At 61.3% G+C, this 23,887-nt stretch carries 17 protein-coding genes and 9 pseudogenes; 8 read left to right on the top strand and 18 right to left on the bottom strand.

Annotated elements, in window-relative coordinates; all coding sequences use genetic code 11:
- Window positions 1-1,213 precede the first annotated feature (1,213 nt).
- Window positions 1,214-1,951 (top strand): outer membrane protein, encoded by a 738-nt coding sequence (locus ACVWYI_RS38945; protein WP_456664824.1) that lies wholly within the window; start codon window positions 1,214-1,216, stop codon window positions 1,949-1,951.
- A 271-nt stretch (window positions 1,952-2,222) separates the two neighbouring features.
- Here ACVWYI_RS38945 and ACVWYI_RS38940 read toward each other — a convergent pair.
- The 3 genes and pseudogenes from ACVWYI_RS38940 to ACVWYI_RS38930 all read right to left on the bottom strand — a co-directional run.
- Window positions 2,223-2,363, bottom strand: a pseudogene (locus ACVWYI_RS38940) (hypothetical protein); the annotation flags it as partial.
- Window positions 2,329-2,694 carry a transposase family protein gene (locus ACVWYI_RS38935; RefSeq protein WP_456664841.1) on the bottom strand — a complete coding sequence of 122 codons (366 nt, stop codon included), beginning with the start codon at window positions 2,692-2,694 and terminating at the stop codon, window positions 2,329-2,331. The gene ACVWYI_RS38935 and the pseudogene ACVWYI_RS38940, both read right to left, overlap by 35 nt.
- A 109-nt stretch (window positions 2,695-2,803) precedes the next feature.
- Window positions 2,804-4,360, bottom strand: a pseudogene (locus ACVWYI_RS38930) (ISL3 family transposase).
- A 138-nt stretch (window positions 4,361-4,498) separates the two neighbouring features.
- Here ACVWYI_RS38930 and ACVWYI_RS38925 point away from each other — a divergent pair.
- Together ACVWYI_RS38925 and ACVWYI_RS38920 are read left to right on the top strand one after the other, a co-directional pair.
- Window positions 4,499-5,530: an IS110 family RNA-guided transposase gene (locus tag ACVWYI_RS38925; RefSeq protein ID WP_456664823.1), complete on the top strand. Its 1,032-nt coding sequence runs from the start codon at window positions 4,499-4,501 to the stop codon at window positions 5,528-5,530.
- A 475-nt stretch (window positions 5,531-6,005) separates the two neighbouring features.
- A pseudogene (locus ACVWYI_RS38920) lies at window positions 6,006-6,134 on the top strand (helix-turn-helix domain-containing protein); the annotation flags it as partial.
- Between the two features lie 51 nt (window positions 6,135-6,185).
- On the opposite strand, the gene ACVWYI_RS38915 reads toward ACVWYI_RS38920, so the two are convergent.
- A complete protein-coding gene (locus tag ACVWYI_RS38915; protein WP_456664822.1) occupies window positions 6,186-6,431 on the bottom strand; it encodes a helix-turn-helix domain-containing protein in 246 nt (81 codons plus the stop codon).
- Window positions 6,432-6,743: 312 nt separating this feature from the next.
- On the opposite strand from ACVWYI_RS38915, the pseudogene ACVWYI_RS38910 reads away from it, so the two are divergent.
- The 3 pseudogenes from ACVWYI_RS38910 to ACVWYI_RS38900 all read left to right on the top strand — a co-directional run bounded on the left by ACVWYI_RS38910 (window position 6,744) and on the right by ACVWYI_RS38900 (window position 10,583).
- A pseudogene (locus ACVWYI_RS38910) lies at window positions 6,744-8,090 on the top strand (IS1380 family transposase).
- Between the two features lie 258 nt (window positions 8,091-8,348).
- Window positions 8,349-8,807: pseudogene (locus tag ACVWYI_RS38905) on the top strand (transposase); the annotation flags it as partial.
- Window positions 8,808-9,671: 864 nt separating this feature from the next.
- Window positions 9,672-10,583, top strand: a pseudogene (locus ACVWYI_RS38900) (LysR substrate-binding domain-containing protein).
- Here the strand turns inward: ACVWYI_RS38900 and ACVWYI_RS38895 are convergent.
- The 11 genes and pseudogenes from ACVWYI_RS38895 to ACVWYI_RS38845 form a co-directional block, all read right to left on the bottom strand.
- Window positions 10,547-10,804: a DUF2274 domain-containing protein gene (locus ACVWYI_RS38895; protein ID WP_247377240.1), complete on the bottom strand. Its 258-nt coding sequence runs from the start codon at window positions 10,802-10,804 to the stop codon at window positions 10,547-10,549. The pseudogene ACVWYI_RS38900 and the gene ACVWYI_RS38895 overlap by 37 nt on opposite strands.
- A complete protein-coding gene (locus tag ACVWYI_RS38890) occupies window positions 10,801-12,009 on the bottom strand; it encodes a TrbI/VirB10 family protein (RefSeq protein WP_456664821.1) in 1,209 nt (402 codons plus the stop codon). The genes ACVWYI_RS38895 and ACVWYI_RS38890 overlap by 4 nt, the downstream gene beginning before the upstream one ends.
- Window positions 12,000-13,079, bottom strand: a complete 1,080-nt coding sequence (gene trbG, locus ACVWYI_RS38885; protein ID WP_456664820.1) for a P-type conjugative transfer protein TrbG — start codon at window positions 13,077-13,079, stop codon at window positions 12,000-12,002. The genes ACVWYI_RS38890 and trbG overlap by 10 nt, the downstream gene beginning before the upstream one ends.
- Window positions 13,076-13,765 carry a conjugal transfer protein TrbF gene (trbF, locus tag ACVWYI_RS38880; RefSeq protein ID WP_456664819.1) on the bottom strand — a complete coding sequence of 230 codons (690 nt, stop codon included), beginning with the start codon at window positions 13,763-13,765 and terminating at the stop codon, window positions 13,076-13,078. The genes trbG and trbF overlap by 4 nt, the downstream gene beginning before the upstream one ends.
- A gap of 3 nt (window positions 13,766-13,768) precedes the next feature.
- On the bottom strand, window positions 13,769-15,130 hold the full coding sequence (trbL, locus tag ACVWYI_RS38875) for a P-type conjugative transfer protein TrbL (protein WP_456664818.1): 1,362 nt from the start codon (window positions 15,128-15,130) through the stop codon (window positions 13,769-13,771).
- Entirely contained in the window at window positions 15,127-15,447 is a 321-nt protein-coding gene (gene trbK-alt / locus ACVWYI_RS38870; protein WP_456664817.1) for a putative entry exclusion protein TrbK-alt, read from the bottom strand. The genes trbL and trbK-alt overlap by 4 nt, the downstream gene beginning before the upstream one ends.
- Before the next feature lie 10 nt (window positions 15,448-15,457).
- Window positions 15,458-16,213, bottom strand: a complete 756-nt coding sequence (trbJ, locus tag ACVWYI_RS38865) for a P-type conjugative transfer protein TrbJ (RefSeq protein WP_456664816.1) — start codon at window positions 16,211-16,213, stop codon at window positions 15,458-15,460.
- Window positions 16,210-18,648, bottom strand: coding sequence for a conjugal transfer protein TrbE (trbE, locus tag ACVWYI_RS38860; protein WP_456664815.1), 2,439 nt, complete (start codon window positions 18,646-18,648; stop codon window positions 16,210-16,212). The genes trbJ and trbE overlap by 4 nt, the downstream gene beginning before the upstream one ends.
- A 7-nt stretch (window positions 18,649-18,655) precedes the next feature.
- Entirely contained in the window at window positions 18,656-18,931 is a 276-nt protein-coding gene (locus ACVWYI_RS38855) for a VirB3 family type IV secretion system protein (RefSeq protein ID WP_456664814.1), read from the bottom strand.
- On the bottom strand, window positions 18,931-19,248 hold the full coding sequence (locus ACVWYI_RS38850; protein ID WP_456664813.1) for a TrbC/VirB2 family protein: 318 nt from the start codon (window positions 19,246-19,248) through the stop codon (window positions 18,931-18,933). The genes ACVWYI_RS38855 and ACVWYI_RS38850 overlap by 1 nt, the downstream gene beginning before the upstream one ends.
- Window positions 19,235-19,683 (bottom strand): annotated as a pseudogene (locus ACVWYI_RS38845) (IS110 family transposase); the annotation flags it as partial. The pseudogene ACVWYI_RS38845 and the gene ACVWYI_RS38850, both read right to left, overlap by 14 nt.
- A gap of 214 nt (window positions 19,684-19,897) precedes the next feature.
- Between ACVWYI_RS38845 and ACVWYI_RS38840 the strand changes: the two are divergent.
- Window positions 19,898-21,580, top strand: coding sequence for an outer membrane protein (locus ACVWYI_RS38840; RefSeq protein ID WP_456664812.1), 1,683 nt, complete (start codon window positions 19,898-19,900; stop codon window positions 21,578-21,580).
- Between the two features lie 111 nt (window positions 21,581-21,691).
- Here the strand turns inward: ACVWYI_RS38840 and ACVWYI_RS38835 are convergent.
- Window positions 21,692-22,022 (bottom strand): annotated as a pseudogene (locus ACVWYI_RS38835) (integrase core domain-containing protein); the annotation flags it as partial.
- Here ACVWYI_RS38835 and ACVWYI_RS38830 point away from each other — a divergent pair.
- Window positions 21,993-22,274 (top strand): hypothetical protein, encoded by a 282-nt coding sequence (locus ACVWYI_RS38830; protein WP_456664843.1) that lies wholly within the window; start codon window positions 21,993-21,995, stop codon window positions 22,272-22,274. The pseudogene ACVWYI_RS38835 and the gene ACVWYI_RS38830 sit on opposite strands and share 30 nt — an antisense overlap.
- On the opposite strand, the gene ACVWYI_RS38825 is transcribed toward ACVWYI_RS38830, so the two are convergent.
- A complete protein-coding gene (locus ACVWYI_RS38825; RefSeq protein WP_456664811.1) occupies window positions 22,162-22,494 on the bottom strand; it encodes a phosphotransferase in 333 nt (110 codons plus the stop codon). The two genes, ACVWYI_RS38830 and ACVWYI_RS38825, sit on opposite strands and share 113 nt — an antisense overlap.
- Before the next feature lie 378 nt (window positions 22,495-22,872).
- Window positions 22,873-23,816 (bottom strand): annotated as a pseudogene (locus tag ACVWYI_RS38820) (DUF2493 domain-containing protein).
- Window positions 23,817-23,887: the final 71 nt, after the last annotated feature.

The raw sequence follows: 23,887 nt of genomic DNA, 5'->3' as shown, positions 1-23,887 counted from the left end.
CCCACTATGAACTTGTTCGACGGCTTTGGATTCGGATACGCTATGCGCAGCTGGCGTTCCAGCAACCGACGTGAGCACGCCCGGCTCTATGGCGCTTACTTTCATTCCGACAATTCTGCTCCGCCGCCGCTCCGCGTTCCCGCACGCGTGGTTCCCAATGCGGCATTCGGTCTTGCTCAAGCAAGGAATTTGCCGATCTGCCACTCGCCGGCCGCCGTCAGTTCGTCGAGCACAGAATCGGACGGCGGCGTGGAGGGCACGCGCGTGCTCGCGTGGATCCCAACAGCGCGGTGTAACGTGTGACTGATGGCCGGTTTGACCAGAGACACTGACGGTGAAGACTGCGAGCCGCCGCGGAGAAGATATGTCTGGCACGCGAGTTAGCGCTTGAACCGAATGCGACGGCGAGCACGAGTGTGGCAGCATCGACAAGGAGCACCTTTCACTCTCCTGCGGCATCTATACAGCTTCGATGCCCGTGGCGATCTGCACTGGGCGAGAAGAGCGATCCAGAGCCATCGCACGACTTCGCATTTCATCTCGCGCAGGATCGGCGCCGCATTGACCGTGACAAATGCTTCCTGGCCGAGTTCGATTCGCTGAACTCGCCGACCTAAACTGAGAGGTTTCGAAGGTGAGGCTTCCCTCCTAGAACTCGATCCGCGAGAGTCAGTACAGCGATGCATCATGAAACCTGACGAGCGCCTCGCCGAGGTCCTTGAGAATAGCGCGTGTTTTGATGATGAGGGGAGGTGTGGGCACAGTGCCTTTCACCCACTGAGCGGCTGGCGTATTCGCAAGCATCGCTCTCACTTCCGGTTCGCAGATTACGATGAAGTGATAGCTGTTGTACAGGGTCGGCGCTTCACCGGTTGCTCATCGCAGCTCCTTCGATGGCGTCACAGGATAAGAGCAAGGACGTTGCAAAGCGCTTTGCTCTTTTCGGCTGCGGTGTGGCTAGGCGTCATGTGGCTTGCGGTGCGCTTCAACCGCTGAGATCAGCAGCCCGCTTTTCGCCCACGCCCACGCAAATTACGTTGGCACGCGAAGGAGCATTGCTAGGCAGTTGAACATGATCCGCAACGCCGCAACCTAACGCTGGGTTCGGTTCAAGCATTCCTTTTGGTCCAAATGTTGCGATGCAGTTACAGCTATTCGCGCGGATATTGTTAAGACGCGCGAGGCTCGGGGCACTCAAGACATGAGAGTAGAAATGAAGAACTTGTTGCTTGCGACTGTAAGCATTGTGGCGCTTGGCGCGGCGGCGCCTGCATTCGGCGCGGATCTGGTTGCGCAGCCCGTCCAGCCTCTCTATACCATTGCGCCGCAGCCTGTTGCGGCTACGATCTACGACTGGAGCGGCTACTACGTCGGTATGAACGGCGGCTTGGGCTCAAGCTCGAATTGCTGGGACTTCAATGGCGGCACGCCTGAAGGCTGCCATGATGCGACCGGCGGTACTGTGGGTGGCCAGATCGGCTATCGAAGGCAGATGGGCCAGATCGTGCTTGGTGTTGAAGGCCAGGGGAACTGGGCTGATTTGACTGGCTCGAATGACAGCGTCGCGTTTGCGGATATCAACCAGACCAAGATTGATGCGTTCGGCGTGGTAACGGGGCAGATCGGTTATGCCGTGGACAACGTATTATTTTACGCCAAAAGTGGTGCCGCAGTGACGAGCAATGCCTATCAGATTAGCTCGACCCTCACGGGCGCGCAGCTTGGGAAGAGCGACCACATTCTTTGGGGTGGTGCATTGGGAGCTGGGATTGAGTACGGTTTCGCGCCGAGCTGGTCGGTCAGTCTCGAGTACGACCACCTATTCATGCAGCCCGGAGCGGTGCACTTCCCCGCGCCCGCAGGCGGAACCGATCGCGTCCGCCAGGATTTCGATCTTGTGACTGCACGGCTCAACTATAAGTTCGGCGGCCCGTTTCTTCTGAAATATTGATCCGCAGTACGAACGGCGGATCGAAAGCCCCGGCCTATGGCCGGGGCTTGTTTTTGCGAGGGCGGGCTTGCTGCATCAGGCAATACTGTTATCCCAAGCGACTAGGTCGTCGCAATCCAAACCCAAAAGCCGCTCCCATATTGGAGGCGTGGCGGCATTCACAACCGACCACGCTTGCACTAAAGGTCACTGTCATCGCACGCGCGTCAGCAATGCTGTGTGTTATTCGGCCTGCAATATTGGCTCTGACGCAATTTTGGTGCATTGGTGATCATGTAGCGCCGATCAAGCGCGCCTGAAGAAGATCGAGCTTGGCGCGCCCGTACATCTGACGCTTGACAAGCTTGAGCTTAGTAATCTGACCTTCGGTCTGCCCGTTAGACCAGGATGTTGTAATCGCAGCGTTGATGGCGGCCTTGTCTTTGGTGATGTTCGCCGCGCCCAGGGCGCCAGAGCCCCGTCATCGAACCGCTCGGTGAAATACGTCGACTGCACATAACGGTGAAGCAGCGGAAGCGACGCGCCACGACCACCAGGCGAACCGGCCGCCCCGCCAGCGGCAGATCGGTAAGACATCGTTGATATCGGCTATGAATTCGCCCGGAACTGGCTCCGCATCCGGGACACAGACTCCTGTCGCTCCTGGGACGGACGGTGATCACGGTCGTGGCGCCATCACAGACGGCGCTCTCCACGTCAAACCCAGGAGGGATCAGGGCCGACGGTCGCAGGGCTCGCTGCATCATGTTGATTCCCTTGTGAAACCAACGCGAGCCGGCGCCTGAACTTCATCAAAAGTGAAGTCAGAGCCCAATATTGGCTCTGACGCATATTCGATGATCGTGATTGTTTTTATGGCGCGCCAATCAGCCTTGCCTGAAGGAGATCGAGCTTAGCGCGCCCGTACATTTGCCGTTTCACCAGCTTGAGCTTGGTGATCTGGGCTTCCACTTGGCCGTTGGACCATGCTTGCGTAATAGCGGCGTGCACCGCGCCCTTATCGTTGCCAATGCCATTCGCGAACGAGGCAATGAGGCTCCGCTTGGATTCTTCAATCCAAGGTTCGAGCTCGATCTCGGCCTTCCTTCGGATCATCGCGTGGAAGCGGCCAACAAGAGCTTGGGCATCGGCCAGCATAGGAACGTTTTGTTCGATGACCGCAAGCGTGACGGTCTCCGCCCTGGTTAGGTGGTCGCGCTTCGTCGTCATCAGCTGCGCTATCGTCCTGGCGGCGGGGACCTTCTGCAATTGTTGATGGCTGATAGTCTCGGCACGCCGCCGTCGCGTCGTCCATTCCGCCACCACGCGCAGCGATCCCTTGAAGCCTTGTCCCTTCAAGCGGCGCCAGAGCTCGGCACCGTTGCGACAGCCGCCTGACCACTGCGCGTCCAGGAACGGCAGATACCCGTCCAGGGTGCTTTGACGGGTGCGGAACATATCCGTACCGCCGCCGCGGCTAATTTGGCGAACCAGATTGCGACTATGTCCTGTGCGGCGGACGATCTCCTTGAGCGGCACACCGTCGCTGACGAGAGCCGTAATTACGGCATGGCTGTCCTGGCGCCGCAGATAGCCCTGATAGCGCAGCTTTTCCGCACAGGTCAGCAATTCCGGGTCGATCGTCGTCGCTCCGATTGCGGTTCGGATTCTGTTCATGGAGCGGCGCACCGCACCAAGGAAGGCCGCGCTCGCATTTTCCATCAGTTGCCAGCGGTCGGCGACTTGGATGGCGTTCGGCAGCGCCATGGCTGCTGCCTCGCCGTATCCACCACCGCGATCTCGCGACACAATGTTGATCGCTGGGTGCCTCGATAGCCACGCCCGAACGGTCGCAGTTTCCCGGTCGGGCAGCAGGGTAACGATCCGCCGGCGCTCCAAATCGCACACGATCGTCCCGTATCGATGGTTTCTCCGGAACGCCCAGTCATCGATGCCCACAACAAGCAATGGATCTGTCGGCATCGCCGCCCGCCGGCGGACCACCCGTAGCAAGGTATCGTTGCTAACGGGCAGCATGAGCCGCTTGGCGAAGCTTGCCGCCGGCCGGCCGCCCAGCGCCAACCCCAAGTGATGGACGATGTATTCCAGCCGTGCCGTCCGGCGCCGTCGAAGCGGAACGATGTCTTCTCCAAACCGCTCTGAGAAGATCCGCCGGCGGCAATGCGGCACCTCACATGTGAAGCGCCGCGTGAGCAATCGGAGGCGCACCTTTCTGCCCGCTCATGGCAAATCGGCCACGTGCCGGATGTAACGGCTATGGATTCGGCGCGATGCTGTCGTGCACAAAGGGCACTGGGCCTCCGTAGCCTCTGACCGAACAGCCAGAATAACCGAATCCTCTGAATCACTTACGCCATCAAACACCAAACCACTCGGTACGAGCGACGAAATTCGAAAGCCTGTCCGCATGGCGCCGATTCTCCGTTGAAGAACCACAGTCGCCGGCGAACTTCATCAGAAATGATGGTGTGGAACGGCCCTTCGAACCGGCATCAAAAGTGCCTAACGTGGTCGCGTAGAGAGGCGCCACAAAGGAAGGACCGTTCCATGGAGAAGATTACCACGGTGGGTTTGGATTTGGCCAAGTCGATCTTTCAAGTTCACGGCATCGCCGAAAACGGGAAAGTCTTGGTCCGTCGCACATTGCGGCGATCGCAGGTTCTGCCCTTCTTTCGGAGCCTTCCAGCTTGCTTGGTAGGTATGGAGGCCTGTGCGAGTGCCCATCACTGGGCACGCGAGATCGCGGCGCTGGGCCACGCTGTGCGCATGATGCCGCCAGCCTACGTGAAGCCTTACGTCAAACGAAACAAGACCGACGTGGCGGATGCTGAAGCCATTTGTGAGGCGGTCACCCGCCCGACAATGCGGTTCGTACCGGTGAAGACTGCCGAACAACAAGCGGCCAGCATGATTTTGCGAACGCGAGAGCTGCTGATGAGGCAGCGCAGCCAGACTGCAAATGCCCTACGTGCTCATATGGCCGAATTGGGCATTATCGCCGGCACAGGCATGGCAAGCATCGCAAAACTCCTGGTGCTTCTCCGGGACGAAAAAGACAATAGGATCCCCGGCGCGGCCCGCTTTGCCCTGATCCTATTCGCTGAACAGATTGAGCTGCTTACAACCCGCATAGAGAAGCTCGACAGAGAGATTTTGGTTGCCGTCAGAAAGGACCCCGATGGAAGGCGTCTGATGAGCATTCCGGGTGTCGGTCCTCTCATCGCCGCTACCGTTCGGACATCGGTTTTGGACGCTCGCAATTTTGCGACTGCACGAGATTTTGCGGCTTGGACGGGGCTCACACCGAGGGCACAGTCGAGCGGCGGAAAAGAACGGCTCGGCGCGATATCAAAGCGTGGAAATCGGCAACTACGGACGCTCTTGATCGTTGGTGCGACCTCTATCATCAAGCTTGCTAAACGAGGCTTGAAAGTCCCACTCTGGATTCGGACCATGCTGCAAAGACGGCCGGTCAAGGTCGTATCGGTCGCGCTCGCCAATAAGATTGCGCGCACGATCTGGGCCTTGCTGGTCAGAGGCGGCATCTATCAGGCGCCGGCCGCAATGCTGAAATCCTAATCTTAAGAGCTCTCCGGCGGAAGAAGAAAGCTGCCGAGGAGGCAAGGTGCAAATCTGGATGAACCCCGAATGACGTCATTCCCGGTAGCAATCAGACCGCCTGACTCACTGCGCTTCGAGCGCGAGAAATTGATTGGGCGATTGCTTCCGCGGATATCATCGTGGCCAGCGGCCAGGCGCCGCTTCACAGGCCGAACATATGACCGCACCGTCATCCCTTGTTCAACCAGAGAAAGATCTTGCAGCCCGGGCCGTTCCACATATGAGTCAGAGCCCTTATTCCATGCCGAAACACAAATATGCCAGGCAGGAAGGATCGCAAGCGCTAGCAGGACTGCGAAAGTGACTGTCCCCATCGGGGCCATAGGAACAGTGAACGGGCGGACGAGGCGGCGCGAAGCAGTGCAAGCTCCCTTCAAGAGAAATCTTGATCACGAGCAAGCTGTCATAGGTTTCGACGTAATTTCGAGATCTACGCTGGGCGCTCGTCGTATCCCAGCACCGAAGCCTCCGCCAAGCGGCAGAGACCCTCGGAGTTAAGCAGTCAGCGCTGAGGCGCCACCTGCGCAATTTCGAACATAAGTTGGGCGGTGCTATCTTCGAGCGCTCTGCCCAATCGCATATAATGGCTAACCCGTCCAACGACGACGTAAACTCACCGGTTGCGATCTTTAGGAAAGGTCTTGGGCGTCACAGGCCGAACGAAGAATTCGGACAAATGAACCTCCAGCGCCTCGGCGATGCGCTCGAGCAGATCAATTGTCGGGTTTTTCGATTGCCGCTCAAGACTGACCAAATAGGAGCGGTCAACGCCGGCCTGATAAGCCAAGTTCTCTTGCGAAATGCCGCGGCTAATCCGAATCCGACGCACATTCCAAGCCACAAGTGCACGAGTTTCCATGTGCAAAGCATGCCATGAGCTCGGGCGTCAAATCACTGGCTATAACCCGCCTATTAGATTGATCGTTGGGAACTGCCAACAGGTAGAATGTGGCCTCGCCCGAAATGGCGGTCAGATTTTCCGCCTACTTATTAGCCCCATCGCGCCGTGCGCCTACGTCGGTTCGAAGATACGGTTCTGGAACATCTAGCCCGTCTTATTCGCGAGAGGGCGCCTGAGAGGCTGGCGAGCGTGGTGTAAGGCGCTGATGCGGCGTAGGATTCGGTTGCAAAGCCAACCCCATCAGCTTCAGCCGCGAACACCACGCCCGCCATGACCGATGATACGATTCTGCCCTTCTCGTTTCCAGCCGTTCACGCCAAGAAAGTCACAGCTGCCTTCGATGGTGGGCGGCTAACCTCGAACGGGGGCGTGATGCTTCTGGCCATGGCCGAGCGGCGTCTCGGTTTGGCCGACAATTTGGCCCGGGTGTTTCCGGATCGGCGCGATCCGACGCGGGTCGTGCACAGCCTTGTCGATATGTTCCGCGCGCGCATGTTCGCGATCTGCTGCGGCTACGAGGACGCCGACGACCTCGATCATCTGCGGTCCGATCCCGCATTCAAGCTGGCCTGCGGACGGCTGCCGGACACGGGTCGCGATCTGTGTTCCCAACCGACGCTGTCGCGGCTGGAGAATGCTCCGCGCCTGCGCGACGTGATCCGACTGACCTACACTTTGGTCGACGCATGGATGGATAGCTACCCGCGCGAGCCGGCATCCGTCACGCTCGACATCGATGATACCTGCGATGTCGTCCACGGCCATCAGCAGCTCTCGCTGTTCAACGCTCATTATGACGAACGCTGCTTTCTGCCGATCCACGTCTACGACACGGAGAGAAGAGCCGGCCCGTGGCGGTCGTGCTGCGGCCCGGCAAGACGCCGGGCGGCGTCGAGGTGCGTGCCCATCTGCGCCGCCTGATACGGCATATCCGGACGCGGTGGCACAACACGCGAATTACGTTCCGTGGCGACGGGCACTATGCCCGGCCGGAGGCAATGGCGTGGTGCGAGACCAACGGCATCGACTACATCTTCGGTCTGTCCGGCACCAAGCCGCTCGCCAGAAAAGTCGACGCGGTCGCCGACGACATCCGCACGCGACGCGCCATCGAGAACCTGCCGGTTCTGCGTGGCTATACCGAGACGCGCCACAAGGCAAAGTCCTGGGATCGCGAACGACGCACCGTCGCCCGTATTGAGGCGACGATGCTCGGCCTCGACATCCGCTTCGTCGTCACCAGCCTCGATGTCGGCTCGGCCGCGTGGATCTACGACAGCCTGTATTGCGCGCGCGGCCAAGCCGAGAATCTGATCAAGCTGCATAAGACACAGCTCGCCTCCGACCGCACCAGCTGCCGTTCGGCGCTCGCCAATCAAGTCCGCCTCGTTCTCCACACCGCCGCTTATTGGCTGATGCTGACCGTGCGCGACGCGATTCCCAAAGCCCGGGAACTGGCCACAGCCGAGTTCACGACGCTGCGTCTTCGTCTCGTTGAAACTCGCTGCCCGTGTCGTCGAGACCACGAGCCGCATTCGCCTTGCGTTTGCCGCGGCATGTCCCGAAGCCGACCTGATCTGCGGCTTGCCCGGCGCGCTGCTGCCGCTCGGTCCTTGACCGGCGGGGCGTCCGCCCCCCGCTCGCCCAACCCATCCCTCAAGCGCGTTGCAAAGTACGGGTCGTCAGGCGGTGAAAAGCCGAAGGCAATCCTGTGCGCCTCGTCAGAGCAGATGTGCGGCCACATCAATCGGACTAAAAAAACGCACTCTCACGAATAGGACGGGCTAGCAACTCACGCACATGGGGGTCGTTGAAAAAGCTCCAATTGGCTGATTCCGTTCTCGTCGGCGATTCGCGATCGGCGGAGCAAACGAGATGCTGGGGCGCAAGGAGCGGGATCAGTTGGAGCTCTTCATCACGGGCTCGCTGAAACAGCTCGTCCCAGATGAGCACGTGCTGGCGCGGTCGATCGTGTGCTCGACCTGTCTTGGCTAAGGGAAGAGGTCTCCGACTGCGCGAACGACGGTCGGCCAGGCATCGATCCGGAAGCCGCGGTACGGCTGATGCTCGCGGGTCTGCTCACCGGGATCGTACACGATCGCAAGCTGATCCGTGAGGCTCAGGTCAACATCGCCATTCGCTGGTTTGCTGGTTATGGCCTGCACGAGCAGCTACCGCACCATTCAAGCCTGACGCGCATCCGCCAGCGCTGGGGCGAAGAGCGATTCCGTAGGATCTTCAAACGCACGGTCGAGGCCTGCCTGAAGGCCAAGATCGCAACAGCAGAAGTGGTTCACATCGATGCGTCGCTGATCCGCGCCAACGTGAGTTGGAACAGCCTCACCGAGCAGCATGTGATGGATATGCTGAGCGAAAATCAAGGCGAAGATGAAAGTGAGGATGAGAGAAGGGCCGCAAAGCGGGAAGTACAAAAGGTCTGCACGACTGATCCCCGATGCGACAATGGCCACCAATGCCCGAAACCGGCGGCTGGAGCCCCCTTACAAGCAGGACACTGCCGTCGATGACAAGGTCGCATTGCCTCACCTTAATTGTTACCGGATGCTAAGCCGTTGCCTCACGTAAATTGCTCCCTTGGATCGGGAACGACCGGGGGCGAAGGTGGGGCGGCTAACCATGGTGACGCGGAAGGAACTGACGGCGGCGGCAGGCGCGCGCTATCGGACGTCGAGTCGCGCCAATCCGGCCAGGCGATACGCCCGGGAAATCGACCCGAAATGGTGAATCACGGTCAAACCCGCGCGCAAGTTCGGCTCATCATATAACGCAATCGGCGCGACAGGCTCGAAACCGGAAAACCTCGTCCATGCAAACTCGGGATTTATTTATCACAACCCGGCTTCTGCAGTCTGTGGATCGTCCGATTGTATGTCACTCGACCGATGCACAGTTCGCTGTTCCCTCGACAAGATTCTCCGAATGATTGCAGGGCAAAGCAAGCAAGCTCCCGGCCCGATGGACAGCAGTTCGGCAAGCGAATGCCCTGGGCAGGGTCGCGCAGAATCGGGCCACCACCGCGGATATTCCCGATTTTACCCATTTAGATTGAAACTTTGCTTCCCATTGATTTGGAAGAAAATTCTACTACCAGTTGTTTTGTTGATCAATCCCAACTGCGGTTTGGCATGGTAGCACCGAATCATACGAGCTAGAGGGGGTTGCGCTTCGACCGTGCCAATGGAATTTCGAGCTCTACGCTGGGCTATCGTCGCATCCCAGCACCGAAGCCTCCGCCAAGCGGCAGAGACCCTCAGGGTTAAGCAGTCAACGCTGAGTCGCCGCCTGCGCAATCTCGAACATAAGTTGGGCGGTGCCATCTTCGAGCGCACTAAAGCCGGTACGCGACCGACCATCGAAGGTCAGGAATTCCTCGATGCTGCCCGGCGCATCGTGAATGATACTGAGGCGATGACCGGCCGCCTCAAGAGCCGCTGGCGCGGCGAGAGCGGTCTATTGAACATCGGGATCCACGCCTCATTCTCCGCCGGCAATCTACGGGCCACCCTTCTCGAGCACCAGCGGCGCTTCCCTGATGTCAAACCGCATTTCGTCGACGGATCGAGCGACGATTTGATGTCCGATCTCGCCAGCTCCGCCATTGATATCGCGTTCGTGGCCGAGCCCAATCCGAGGTGGAGCGACAAGTCATTATTGGTGTAGAGCGAACGTGTCGTCGTCGCCCTTCCCGAACACCATCCGCTGACAGCCCGCAATGTAGTTCACTGGGGCGAACTGCGGCATGAAGCCCTACTATTGTCACAGCACGGCCCTGGACCGGAATTCCACAAACTGCTCATCAGCAAGTTGGGAACTTCCGATCCATGTCCGGTACTTCGTCATGATGTGTCGCTCGATCGGCTCCTCACCCTGGTCGGCGCCGGCTGGGGAATGCTGTTGGCCTTGGAAGGTGCGACCGGCGCGACCTATCCGGGTGTCACCTTCCGCGAGGTGCATGACGCCGAGGGTCCGACCCGGCTGAGCTTCCGCGCTTACTGGCGGCAGGCCAACGGCAATCCATCGCTACGTCCGTTCCTTGACCTGCTTCGCGAGCGCTATCCGGATCTCTCGGCTGATCCAGGTGCGGGCTGAGCCGCATTTCGTCGGGCCTTCGCAAAAGCGCGGTCGGTTGCCATGAATCGCTCTATCATCGGCGCAATCAGTTTGCCGGGCTCGGTCGGCGTCGTCGTGCCTCCACTACGCGTTAGGATCTCAGCATAGCTTTTGAGATCCCTGAAGACCGCCGCCGGCAGCTCGACGGTGAGCTTGACTGGTTTGTCGTCTTCGAGTGGCCCAAGCTTGAGCTTTGTCACGGTGTTGCTCCCTTCCGGTACGGCGCCAGCACGAGATCGCGCGTGACGATGACGCGAACCGGGAAACCTGGCCGGATAGTCAGCGTCGGTTGGATGTTGAGCTGGCGCTGCACGATCTGCTGGCCGGTCTGGCTGATGCTGTTGGATGCGCCGCTGCGGATCGCTTGAACGAGATTGTTCTCGTTCTGGCTAGTACCCGCCTCGGCTCCGACGCTGAGCATGGTCGAGAGGACCGCGGCCTTGAACAGCATGCCCCAATGGTTGTCGACCTCATCCTCAAGCCCGGCATAACCTCCGGTATCGGCGCCGGGCTGGCGCTCCAGCACGATCGAGTTGCCGTCCGGCATGATGATGCGGGTCCAGACCAGGAGAATGCGGCTCTGACCAAACGCAACCGAGCTGTCGTACTGGCCGATCAGCTTGGCCCCCTGGGGGATCAGAAGATATTTTCCGGAGGGGCTATCGTACACCGCCTCGGTGACCTGAGCGGTGATCTGGCCTGGCAGATCGGACCTGATGCCCGTGATGAGTGCAGCCGGGATTACGGTGCCCGCCTGCACGACATAGGGCGCGACCTTGGCCTCGAGCCGGTCCGGACTGACCGTGCGCTTGTCGGTGGAAGCGTTGAGGAAGGCTTCCTTGCGGTCCTGCATGTTCTGGGTGGATCCCGCATCGACGGGTGGTGTCGTGGCCGGCGGCGTCGTGGCTCCGTTCGAGGTATTCGGGATGACTTGGCCGATGCTCTGTGGTTGCTGAGCAGTCTGGGCGAACAGACGGCTGACGCGCGCCGCCTCGATCTCCTGGGCTCGGTGCTGCGCCTCCGGATCGGACGTCATTCCCGGGACCACGGTATTCGCTGCAGCGCCTGCGTTGAGGATCGGCTTGCCGAGATCGCCGGGCAACGGCGGCCCGAGCGGCGGCGCTTGACGCGGCAGACCGGTGTAGTCCTTCGGCAACCCGGCTAGGCCCTCGGCCGAAGGTCGGTTCTGAGTGCTGAGCAGCTCTTGGCCGGTCTGCGACTTGTTGCCGGTCTGGAGGGCATAGCCGAGCGCGCCCGCGACTGCGAGGGCAGACACCGCGCCGAGGCCGATAAGCACCTTGCGCGAGAGGCGTGTGACACGCGGCCGCTCGCCTCGGAGCCGAAGGTCGGGCGGCGCGACGGGCGGATTGTCGCTCTGACGTTCGTCTTCGTTGCCTATCGCCATGAGCGCGGCCTTCCGTCGGTGCGGACGATGCGCACGCGCCGTTCGCTATCCTTGTCGCCAAGACGCAATTCGGCGGCAGCGAACAGGCGGTCGACGATGTAGTAATTGCGGTTCGCTCGGTAGTTCACCAGTTCGGAGCCGCCGGCCGGACCGATGACGAACAGCGGCGGCATTTCGCCCTGGACGATGCCGGTGGGGAATTCGATGTAGACTTTGTTCCCGTCGTCAAAGGCGCGCAGCGGACGCCAGGCCGGATCGTCGCCCTCGACTGCGTAGCGGAAGTTGATCGCGGCGAGATCGACGCCGGCCGCAATGGGGGCTGCGGTTTCAGCGGCCGCATTCTGCCGCCGAAGTGCAATCAGTTGGTCCTCAGGATACTGCCAGGAGACCGAGGCCATATAGGTCTTCTCCGTCGAGCGCAGCTCGAGGAGGTAGGTCCGGCGGTCGGTGTTGATCACGAGATTCGTGACCAATTCCGGCCGCGTCGGCTTGACCAGGATGTGGATCTTCTTGGTCGCGCCCGCACCGCTCTCGGTATCGCCGATGATCCAGCGCACGGTGTCACCGGCGGCGACCGGACCGGAGCCGACGAGTTGCTCGCCCTCTTGGAGTCCGACATCGGTGATCTGACCCGGCGCCGTATAGACTTGGTAGAGGGCTCCGCCCGAGAACGGATAGATCTGTACCGCGTTGATGAAGCCATTGCGGACCGGCTGCACCCGTGCCGCGGCGTTGGCCTGTTTGACGCGAACCTTCGGATCGGCGGCTTCGGGCGTGCGCTTGCTCCCAGCGAGCGGTTTTAACTGCCCAGGGAGCGGCAGGGGCTGGGGCAATTCTACGATCTTGATGGGCGACGGCGGATCGGTCGTGAGCGTCGCTGGCTCGGCACTATCGTAGCTGATGTCGGGCGGGATGAAATTGTGCGCGCAGCCGCCAAGCACCGAGGCGACCATCAGCAAAGCCGCAAAGGCGGGTTTACGGAAAGACGTATCGCCGTCTTTCCAATTTTGGTGAACGATGGAAAAGCGCCAAGCCGGACCGCCGGCTTTCGAGAAATTCGGCGGGGTCATTGTCCCAGCTCCTTCGACCAGTTGATAGCGCTGACGTAGATGCCGAGTGGATTCTTGCGCAGCCGATCGGCGTCCGTGGGCGGCGCAATTGCGATGGTGAGGATCGCGGTCCAACGTGTGGTGCCGGCGAGCGCTCCGTCCTGATAGCGGTGCTCGACCCAAGCGACGCGAAAACTGTCGGGCGAGGCGCGGATGACGCTGGAGACGTCGATCGCGACCTGCTGCTTGCCGAGATTGGCGAAGGGGTCATTGGCGCGGGCATAGTCGTTCAGCGCCACCGAGCCCGCCGTGGTCGTGAAATCATAAGCCTGCAGCCAGTTGTGCCGCACGATGATTGGATCGGCCGGAAGCGAGCGAACGATCTGGATGAAGTGGGCGAGATACCAGGCAATCTGCGGGTCGTTCGGCCTGTAGTCCGCGGTGGCTGGCGCCACTGCCTGCGCCTCCCCGAGCTTGTCGACCTGCACCACCCAGGGAACGACGGTGCCGTGCGCGGATTCCCAGACGAGCCCACCAGCGAGGCCGCAAGAAAGGATCAGCGAACCGAAGGCCATCAGCCGCCAGTTCTTGGCCTGCACGCGGGCGGAGCCGATGCGTTCATCCCAAACCCGCGCCGCGCGCTGGTAGGGGGTTTCGGGTTCGGGCGTGCGGCCATAGCGGACCGACGATCGCCGGAAGACTGACACTTCTTATTCTCCCCCTGATAGCTCGACGGAGTGGCCGCCACCATGGCTGTCGCCGGATTTGAGCGCTTGCGCGGCTGTCTGAGCGCCGTGAATGACGGTCTGATTGCGCTTGACGCGCTGGGCCCAGGCGGGCGGACCGCTTTCGCTCGCTGCTTGAGATTCGGCTCCATCGGGTGCAGCCTCGCCACTCCCGATGGCCCCCATCGTCGAGGAGCCACCGGTGTTGGCGACGCCGGCACGGGCACCGGAGGTGAAGCTCTCCCTCATTGCCCCTGCCGCTTGGGAAGCGGTGCGTCTGACGGGAGCTGCCGCGTGACTTGCCGCCGCGCGGCCTGCGCCACCGAGACCGGACGCGACGCCGCCAGCGCCGGACCGACCGGCCGATGCGAGGCTGTAGGCGGAGGACACACCGCCAGCCATCGCCGCACCACCACGCGCGGCGGCCGCAGCACCGGAGCCAGCCGCCATCGCTCCCCTTCCGGCGAGCCCAAGCGCAGCTCCACCCGCCATAGCAGTGCCGGCGACGGCGAGGCCCGTGCCGACGGCAGCGCCGGCGCCAAGCTGCGGGGCGCCCGAGACAAGACCGGTCGCGATGCCCGGACCGAAGATGCCGAGGCCGAGCATGGCAAGCGCCGCGAGCACAACAGAGAGCGCTTGCTCGATGGTCGGCTGGCCGCCGGCATAGGCCATGGTGAACTGGGAGAAGAGCCCGGTGCCGATGCCGACGATGACAGCAAGCACCATCACCTTCACGCCGGAGGCAACGACGTTGCCCAGCACCTTCTCCGCGAGGAAGGCAGTCTTGTTGAAAAGCGCGAAGGGGATAAGGATGAAACCGGCAAGCGTCGTCAGCTTGAACTCGAGCAGCGTTACGAACAGCTGCACCGCCAGAATGAAGAAGGCGATCAGCACCAGGAGCCACGACACCATCAGCACGGCAATCTGGACGAAGTTCGCAAAGAAGCTGGTGAAGCCCATCATCTGGCTTGCTGCGTCGAGCAGCGGCTGCCCGGCATCGAGGCCGACCTGCGCAAGTCGGCCGGGCCGCAGGAAATCCGCGGTCGAGATCGACGAGCCGCCGGCCTTCAATCCGAGGCTAGCGAAGCTATTGAAGATGATGCCTGAGAGCTTGGTGAAGTTGGTGATGATGAAGGCAAAGAAGCCGATGTAGAGTGTTTTCTTGACCAGCCGTTGGAGAATGTCTTCGTCTGCGCCCCAGGCCCAGAACAGGCCGGCCAACGTGATGTCGATGACGATCAACGTCGACGACAAATACGTGACCTCGCCCTTGATCAGGCCGAAACCCGAATCGATGTAGGTCGTGAAGGTATTGAGAAAGGTGTCGATGACGCCGACGTTGTTCACGACTTCTCTCCCTTTGGAACACCCGTCGTCGGCTGTGTGGCCGGCGCGGCCTGCGGCAGAAGTGGCCGCGCCGGCCCGCCGAAGAAGCGCGCGCGGTTCTCCTCCCACACCGCATGGCAGTGCGGATCTTCGGCATCCTGGGGACCGAGCGCGCGGCAGCGGCGCAGCTCGGCCGACAGATCATCGGGAACGGCGACAGAGGGAGCGTCGGATATGGGCCGCTCGGCCGGACGCCGATGGATGACGTGCAGCGTGGCGAGGAAAATCGCGAACACAATGATCATCGCGCCTGCGCGAAGGACATCCGAGCGCTCCATGATCGATGCCTCAGTTGCCACTGAACATGGTGACGTTGCCGGGCTGATAACCGCTGCGCGTCGAGAAGATCTTGTATTGTTGCTGGCCCTGCGATTCGGTCGCCGTCACGCGCGCTTGCTCCAACGCATCCGCCCGTCCCTTCGCGGCGAGCACCGCGACGAGATCGGATAGCTGCTGGGAATGCAGGGCCAGGAGCTGATTGCCGGCCTGAGCGGCCTGCAGGGCGCCGCTTGCCGACTGGCTGGCGGTAACCAGCGAGCTCATTGCGCTGGAGTTGGTCGAGATATTGCCGACGACGCCGGCTTGCACCTTCAGCGAGTCCTCGAAGGCGCCTACCGAGTTCTGCCAACGACTTTGGGCCGCGGCGAACATTGTCGCATTGGAGGGCGTGGCCTCCGCCGTGCCGTAGGTGCTGGAATATGTCGTCTGGATGCGCTCGACGTTGAAGGCGATGTTCTGGGCCTGGCTCAGCAGTGACTGAGTCCGTGCGACCTGTGACTGAAGCTGGGTCAGCGTCGACAACGGCAGGTTGGCGAGATTTTTTTCCTGATTCACCAGGCTCTGGGCCTGGTTGGTCAGCATCTGGATCTGATTGTTGATCTGCTGCAGCTCGCGCGCCGCGGTCAGCACGTTCTGGCTGAAGTTGGTGGGGTCGTAGACGATCCACTGCGCAAAGGCCGGCACCGTCAAAAGCGGAGTTGGTACGGCAAGCAAGAGAGCGGCCGCGGCGACCAAGCTTGCGCGTCGCGTCTTAAGAGTGATCATGATTGCACCTCCAGGTTTGTCAGGTCAGGGATGAGATCGGCGGCCCAGAGCAGCTCGTGATCCGCGAGCCAGGCGGCCGTGAAGTCGTCGCGGCCGTGCTCGGCGAGCAGCCGTTCGATGGCGGCATGGTCGGCCTTGGAGGAAACGGCGCAGAAGGCGAGCGCGACCGGCCCGAGGCCGAGCTCAAAGAGCCGATTGCCGCGGCGCGACTGGCAGTAATAGTCCCGCTTCGGCGTCGCTCGCGCGATGATCTCGATCTGGCGGTCGTTCAAACCGAACCGCTGGTAGATGGCGGTGATCTGGGGTTCGATCGCGCGCTCACTCGGCAGGAAGATGCGCGTCGGGCAGCTCTCGACGATTGCGGGTGCGATGTTGCTGCTGTCGATGTCGGAGAGCGATTGGGTTGCGAAGACGACAGAAGCGTTCTTCTTCCGGAGCGTCTTCAACCACTCCCTGAGCTGTTGCGCGAAGGCTGGATCGCCGAGCACGAGCCACCCCTCATCGATGATGACGAGGGTCGGCCGGCCGTCGAGCCGTCCCTCGATGCGATGGAACAGGTAGGTGAGGACGGCAGGCGCAGCTCCAGCGCCAATCAAGCCCTCGGTCTCGAACGCCTGCACCGAGGCAAAGCCGAGCTGCTCGGCTTCCGCGTCGAGCAGGCGGCCGGAAGCGCCGCCGACGCAATAGGGTTGCAGCGCCTGCTTGAGCGCGGTCGATTGCAATAGAACCGTCAGGCCGGTGATCGTGCGTTCCTCGACCGGGGAGGACGCCAGCGAGGTCAACGCCGACCAGACGTGCTCCTTCACGGTCGGATCGATGGTGACGCCTTCCTTGGCGAGGATTGCGGTGACCCATTCGGCGGCCCAGGCCCGCTCCGCCGCGTCACCGATGCGTGCGAGCGGTTGAAGAGAGACGGAGTCCTCCGCGCTGTTCGACAGACTTCCGCCGAGGTCGTGCCAGTCGCCGCCCATGGCAAGTGCCGCCGTGCGGATCGAACCGCCGAAATCGAAGGCGAAGATCTGGCTCTTCCGGTAGCGGCGGAACTGGATCGCCATCAGCGCGAGCAGCACGGACTTGCCGGCACCGGTCGGGCCGACGATCAGAGTGTGACCGACATCGCCGACATGCAGGGAGAAGCGGAACGGCGTCGAGCCTTCGGTCCTGCCGAAGAAGAGCGGGGCGCTGCGGAAATGCTCATCGCGGTCTGGCCCCGCCCAGACCGCCGAAAGCGGAATCATGTGGGCCAGGTTCAATGTCGAGAGCGGCGGCTGGCGGACGTTGGCGTAGGCGTGCCCCGGCAGAGAGCCGAGCCAGGCTTCGAGTGCGTTCACCTCTTCCGGCATGCAGGTGAAGTCGCGACCCTGAACGACCTTCTCGACGAGCCGAAGCTTCTCAGCGGCGAGACCGGTGTCCTCGTCCCAGACAGTGGCAGTGGCGGTGATGTAGGCCTGGCCGACATCGTCGGTGCCCAGTTCCTGCAAGGCGAGATCGGCATCGGCGGCCTTATTCGCCGCATCGCTATCGACCAGTGTTGAGGCCTCGTTGGTCATCACCTCCTTGACGATGGCGGCGATCGACTTGCGCTTGGCGAACCACTGGCGGCGGATCCTGGTCAAGAGCTTCACCGCCTCGGTCTTGTCGAGCAGGATCGCACGCGTCGACCAGCGGTAGGGGAAGGCAAGCCGGTTCAGCTCGTCGAGGATTCCGGGATGGGTCGCGCTCGGAAAGCCGACCACGGTGAGCGTGCGAAGATGATGGCGGCCGAGACGCGGCTCGAGGCCGCCAGCGAGCGGCTCATCCGCGAGCAACGCGTCGAGATGCATCGGCGTCTCGGGAACGCGTACGCGCTGTTGCCGGGTCGAGATGGTCGAATGCAGGTAAGTTAGCGTCTCGCCGTCATCGAGCCATGCCACTTCGGGCATGAACCCTTCGACCAATTGCAGGACGCGGTTGGTCCGATCGACGAAGCCACGCAGCAGCTCGTAAGGATCGACGCCGATCTGCGCGCGACCCTCATAGAGCCAGCCCTCGATGCGCGAGGCGTCCTCGGCCGGCGGCAGCCAGACCAACGTCAGGAAATAGCGGCTCTCGAAATGCGCACCTGCCTCCTCGAAAGCGTCCCGTCGCTCCAGATCGACCAGCGCTGATGCGGCGTCAGGAAAGGTGTTGTGCGGATACGTCTGGGCGGCGATACGCTGGGCCTCGACGAAGATCGCCCAGCCTGAGCCGAGACGGCGCAGCGCGTTGTTGAGGCGGGCCGTCACGCCGACGAGCTCGGCAGGTGTCGCGCTGTCGAGATCCGGACCGCGGAAGCGCGCCGAGCGCTGGAACGCGCCGTCCTTGTTAAGGACGACGCCCTTCTCGACCAAAGCGGCCCAAGGCAGGAAGTCGGCGAGACTGTGCGGCCGGTTGCGATATTCGGCGAGGTTCAGCATGGAAGGCTCACTGGCCGAGATAGGATGGATAGCGAAGGTGACGTCGAACGACGTCCACGAACTGCGGATCACGCTTAGCCGCCCAGACCGCCGCCGCATGGCCCACGGCCCAAATCAGCGCTCCGGGGATCCAGAGGTGGAGGCCGAGCGCGATGGCGGCCGCCAACGTGCCGTTGGCGATCGCAACGGTGCGGGGCGCGCCGCCCATCAGGATCGGATCGGTGAGCGCGCGATGGACCGGCGCGAAGAAGCCCGGCACTCCTGGATCGACGATTCCGGCCATCACACCAGGGCTCCGCCGGAGAAGCTGAAGAAGGTCAGGAAAAAGCTCGATGCGGCGAAGGCGATCGACAGTCCGAAGACGATCTGGATCAGTCGGCGGAAGCCACCCGAGGTATCGCCGAACGCGAGCGTCAGGCCGGTGACGGTGATGACCGACATGATCTTGGCGACCGGACCTTGCACCGACTCCAGGATCTGATTGAGCGGCGTCTCCCACGGCATCGAGGAGCCGGATGCGTGCGCTACGGGCGCAAAAGCGATGGAGATCAAGGTAATTGTCGCGAGCCCGGTGAAGCGGCGACGAACGCGACGGATCATCGATCGTATGGCGGAAGGTGACGGCAGTCACCAGGCCAACACCAGGAACCGTCATTAGGCGAGGCGTCGTCTCGTCAGACTTCCCAAATCGGCGGACCTCCTCGTCGAATTTTATCTGCTGCTGGCAGATATGCTCATGAATTGACAGGAGTGGCTCGATCATGTTGTGGAGTCGATGATCTTCGCCCGATAGCTCCCCGAGCTGGTTAAGAACTGTTGGCCAATCGCGCGAGGGAATAGCAACCCACATTTCTTCATCAGACTGCGGTCCTGGTTCTCGATATCCGGCGCATGGACACAAGGCGGAATTGCGCGACAAGTATCGCTCGAACATTGTGGCTCTCCTCGCTCTGGATTTTGACTTCTCGATACCACCCAACCCGCACCCAGTTCGGCAAGACCCCGAGCATCATTCCGATCGCTCTTGTTCATGCGACCGACTCGTGTCCGGTCCTGGACACGCCGCGTGTTACAAAACTAACCGATCTTGTTGCGAAGACAACATCGCGATCGAAAACCGCAGCGAATGCGCATTGCGTCCGCTGGCTCAGATCCTGCAAACCACAACCGCCGTGGAAGCGAGCCAACAACGTCAGCCATTGAGTTGCCGTTGCAAGTTTTGGCGCGCGTTTTGTGTTCGTGAGGTGAAATGCGACCCCAACTTCTTTTTTGCTGCGTCACAACAGCTGCGCTCGTTGCAGGCGGTGCCGTCAATTCGGCCGATCTTAAGCCGGCAGTAAAGGCCCCACCCGCCGTCTGGAGGTGGACCGGAGGATATATCGGTGGGCACGTCGGCGGGGGCTACGGGCAAACATCATTCAGCGATTCCTATGGCAAGTCGCTCTATGGGGACGTTGTCCAAACCCCTGTGTTCCTGGCGGGAGGTCAGATCGGCTACAACTGGCAGAGCGAACGCTGGGTTTTCGGCGTTGAACTGGATGCTAGTCGCGCTGCCTCAGACGGTACAAACACCTGTCTTGCAGCCTCCAGCTCTGTCATCAGCGCAAACTGCAGCGCCGGTCCAAGTGTGTTTGCTACCGGAACGGGTCGCCTTGGGTATGCGTTCGGCCCGCATGGCCAAACACTTGTTTATCTCAAGGGGGGCTTGGCCTGGCAGCGCAATAGCGGCGTTGTCGCCAACAACAACGAATCTGGCCTGGCGCCACAGAATTCCACCCGTTTCGACGATGGTCGTGTCGGTGGCACCATCGGCGTAGGCGTCGAGCAAGCACTCACGAATGCATGGTCCTTGAGCCTTGAGTACGATTATCTGAAGTTCAACGGATCAAGTGTTGCGACTCCTCCGACCCTGCAATATCCGCCGCCGGCAACCGTCCCCGCCAACACCACCGGCCTGTCCAGCAGCTATCACATCGGAAAACTTGGACTGAACTACCATTTTGACGCACTCCCACAGACGCCAGGATGGCGAGATACGCCGCCATACGCAACGAAGCCGACCGTCAGCGCCTCGCCCAGTGGCCTTGCTGACGGGTGGTCGCTGGAAGGCGGCACACGGCTGTGGTTGAGCCGGGGGAGGTTTCAATGGGATTTCGGGAGTAACAATCTTATATCAAGGCTCACCTATCATGGGCTGGACGGGATTTCCGGTGAGTTGTTCGAGCGGCTGGACAGCCCTTGGGGAATCTTTCTGAAGGGCAATATCGGAGTTGGGCGCTTCAACAACGGAAAAATGAACGATGAAGATTGGGGCGTGGACGTCGCTTATCGCAACACAATATCGGGTCAGGCCAACGGAAGGTTCACGTACTACACCGCCGATGCCGGCTACGATTTTCTGCGCGGCAGCACCTACAAGGTTGGTGGGTTTATGGGCTGGAGCTACTACGGCCAGAAGTCTGACACGATAGGCTGCGTTCAGATCACCTCGCCCTACGATCCATGTCTGGCGCGAGGCGATAAAAGGATTGTGGGCAGCCAAGACACTGATTGGAATGCGCTGCGCATCGGCCTTAGTGCTGAGACCATGTTGCTTGATCGTTGGCGCATGAGTGCCGATGTTGCTTACCTGCCGTGGACGGATTTCCAGGGGCGCGACAACCATCTGCTGCGCCCGTTCACGACCTTCGCCGATCAACGCGGGAGTGGTGGCGGTGGTGTGCAGGTCGAGGCAGTTTTATCCTACTTCATCACCAAGAACTTCAGCGTCGGCGTCGGTGGTCGTTATTGGGCCATGTGGACTCCTAACCAGCGAAAGCAACTCACAACCAGAGCCGAGGAAGCCGGCTCTCCTGTTACTCACGGCCCCTTTCCCGGCTATCGCATGGAGCGGTGGGGCACGTTCTTCCAGGCCTCCTACAAATTTGACTGAACTGCTCGCTCCAGCTCCGTCCGCTCGACGTTGATCTAGAATCAAACGTCGAGCGTGCGAAGATCTGGTAATTGCTATGGCTGCCTACAACGGCATCCTGGATCATCCCGTTCAGCATGGAATCTGCGCGCGCAATTTACGATTGCGCCATTTTGGTTGGACCGAGGTGTTTAGTCCCGGCATTTGCTGGAGCGGGTCGAGCTTGAATCGTCCTGGCTGGGAAGTCCATTTGCAGATGTATTCGTAGGGTGTGAGGCCCTTCAGGGTCTTCAGCCGTCGGTCGTGGTTGTCGGCGGTGATGAAGTCGGCAAGATGAGTTTCGAGCTGAACGTGTCGATCGTAATGGTAGCGTTGGACGGCCGCGTCCCTTGATCGTGCGGTTCATGCGCTCGACCTGGGCATTGGTCCAGGGATGCTTGACCTTGGTCAGGCGATCTTCGATCGCGTTTTCCTGGAATCGCATATCGAACTTATGCGTCACATAGCTTGCCGTCTGGCCGTCCGCACAGCGTGGCGGAAGGCGAACCTGGATCCCATTGTCGGTGAGCACCCTGTGTGGATCTTGCAGGGCACGGCCGCGATCAGAGCTTCGAAAAAGGCCGAGGCCAAGGTCCTTCCCGTCTTCCTGACCAGCTGGCCGCCACGTCGAGCCATTGAGGGCCGCGGCCACAATCATCGAAATCGAAAAATGTGACACGCTCGTCCTCGATCCGCATGTACATCGGCCTGACATCGCCATGACAAGCCCGTTGGGCCAATCGACTCGTTTGCACCCAAGCATCCAGTGATTTGCTGATTTCGTCTGCAACACGTGGGCATCTCTCGGCGATCATCGCGAGTGTTTCCTTGTCTCTTGCCTCGCTCAGAAACTCCCTGTTCGGCGCAAGATTCGTAAGCCCGGTCTGTCGGTGCAAATGGGACAGGGCAACACCGGCGCGGTACGAATCGGCCGGCGTTGTAGCCAGCTCACGCCCGACGGCAGGGCGAAGGCGCCAAGAAGGCGCTTGGTGCCGTCAGGCAATTCAAATGTGGAGAAGGATTGCCCCTCACGGTCACTACGAGGCCGAGAGACGTCGAGCGCGGGCGGCAACGTAGGCGGAAATAGCTCGCTCGACAGCCGCTCGTAGTTCCCGTTCCATGTCCACCTGTCCCATCGCCGAGGCGCCGCTCGGATATCACGAACACAACGCCTCGTCCTGCGACGTCCGGCGTGTGACGAGCAGAGCAGATATGCGACGGCACGGAACTCTGGTCGCAGGAGCAGGTTTGAACGGCGCAATGCCCTGTGGCGCTCAACTTGAGCCCTGCCCGCTTCGCCCGAACTTCCAAACCGGGATTCCAAGTGTCTTCGCTTTGTCGGCAAGATTGTCCTGAATGCCCGTGCCCGGGAAGTGCATGACCCCGATCGGCAGTTCAAGCAGCATTGCATCGTTGCGCTTGAACGGCGCGGCCTTGGCGTGCTTCGTCCAGTCGGGCTTGAAGGCGATCTGCGGGACCTTGCGGTTGTCGGCCCACTTGGCGGCGATCAGTTCGGCGCCCTTGGGCGATCCGCCGTGCAGCAGGACCATATCCGGATGTTTGGCGTGCACTTGGTCGAGCTTGGCCCAGATCAGCCGGTGGTCGTTGAAGTCCAGTCCACCGGTGAGTGCCACCTTTGGCCCTGCGGGCATAAGCACCTGGTTGTCGGCGCGCTTCTTTGCACCAGGAAATCGCGGCTGTCAATCATTGCGGAGGTCAGATTACGGTGGTTGACCTTCGACCCGTTGCGCGGCCGCCAGCTCGAATGGGTGTGGCATTCGAACTCGTCGGCGGCCTGGTCGCGCATCAGCTCGAAGGCGCCTCGTCGCTCGATCAGCGTCTGCCCTTCTGCCGTCAGTCGCTCCAGCTCGACGGATTTGATCTCGCTGCCGTCCTGCTCGCGCTGCGACCGCTGCTGCGCCAGCTCGTTGTCGTCGAGTTCGCGCTCGATCCGGTCGATGGCACGGTAGAAGACGTTCACCGTCGACCAGAGCAGGTCCTCGAGGTCGGGTTCAAGGCGGGTGTCGGACAACGCCACCACGAGGGCATCGAAGATATCGGAGATGCTGCCGACGAGGATTTGTGCTTCGGGAAGCGGCCGGGGATCGGGCTCGTCCTGGAAAGGCCGGTAGCCATGGAGTTGGAGTTCCTGGAGAACCTGGTCGGTTGGGGATGAGTTTTGCTGCGGCTCGAAATCGTCGTCGTGGTCGGTGGTCATTGCGGCTTTCCTTCGTCGGATTGGCCGCGCCCATCGCGGCCTTCATGGCGACGAAAGCGGCGGGCGGAACG

Source organism: Bradyrhizobium sp. LB13.1 (assembly GCF_054056815.1).
The sequence above is the reverse complement of the archived record's forward strand: the minus strand, read 5'-3'. Positions and strand labels throughout refer to the sequence as shown.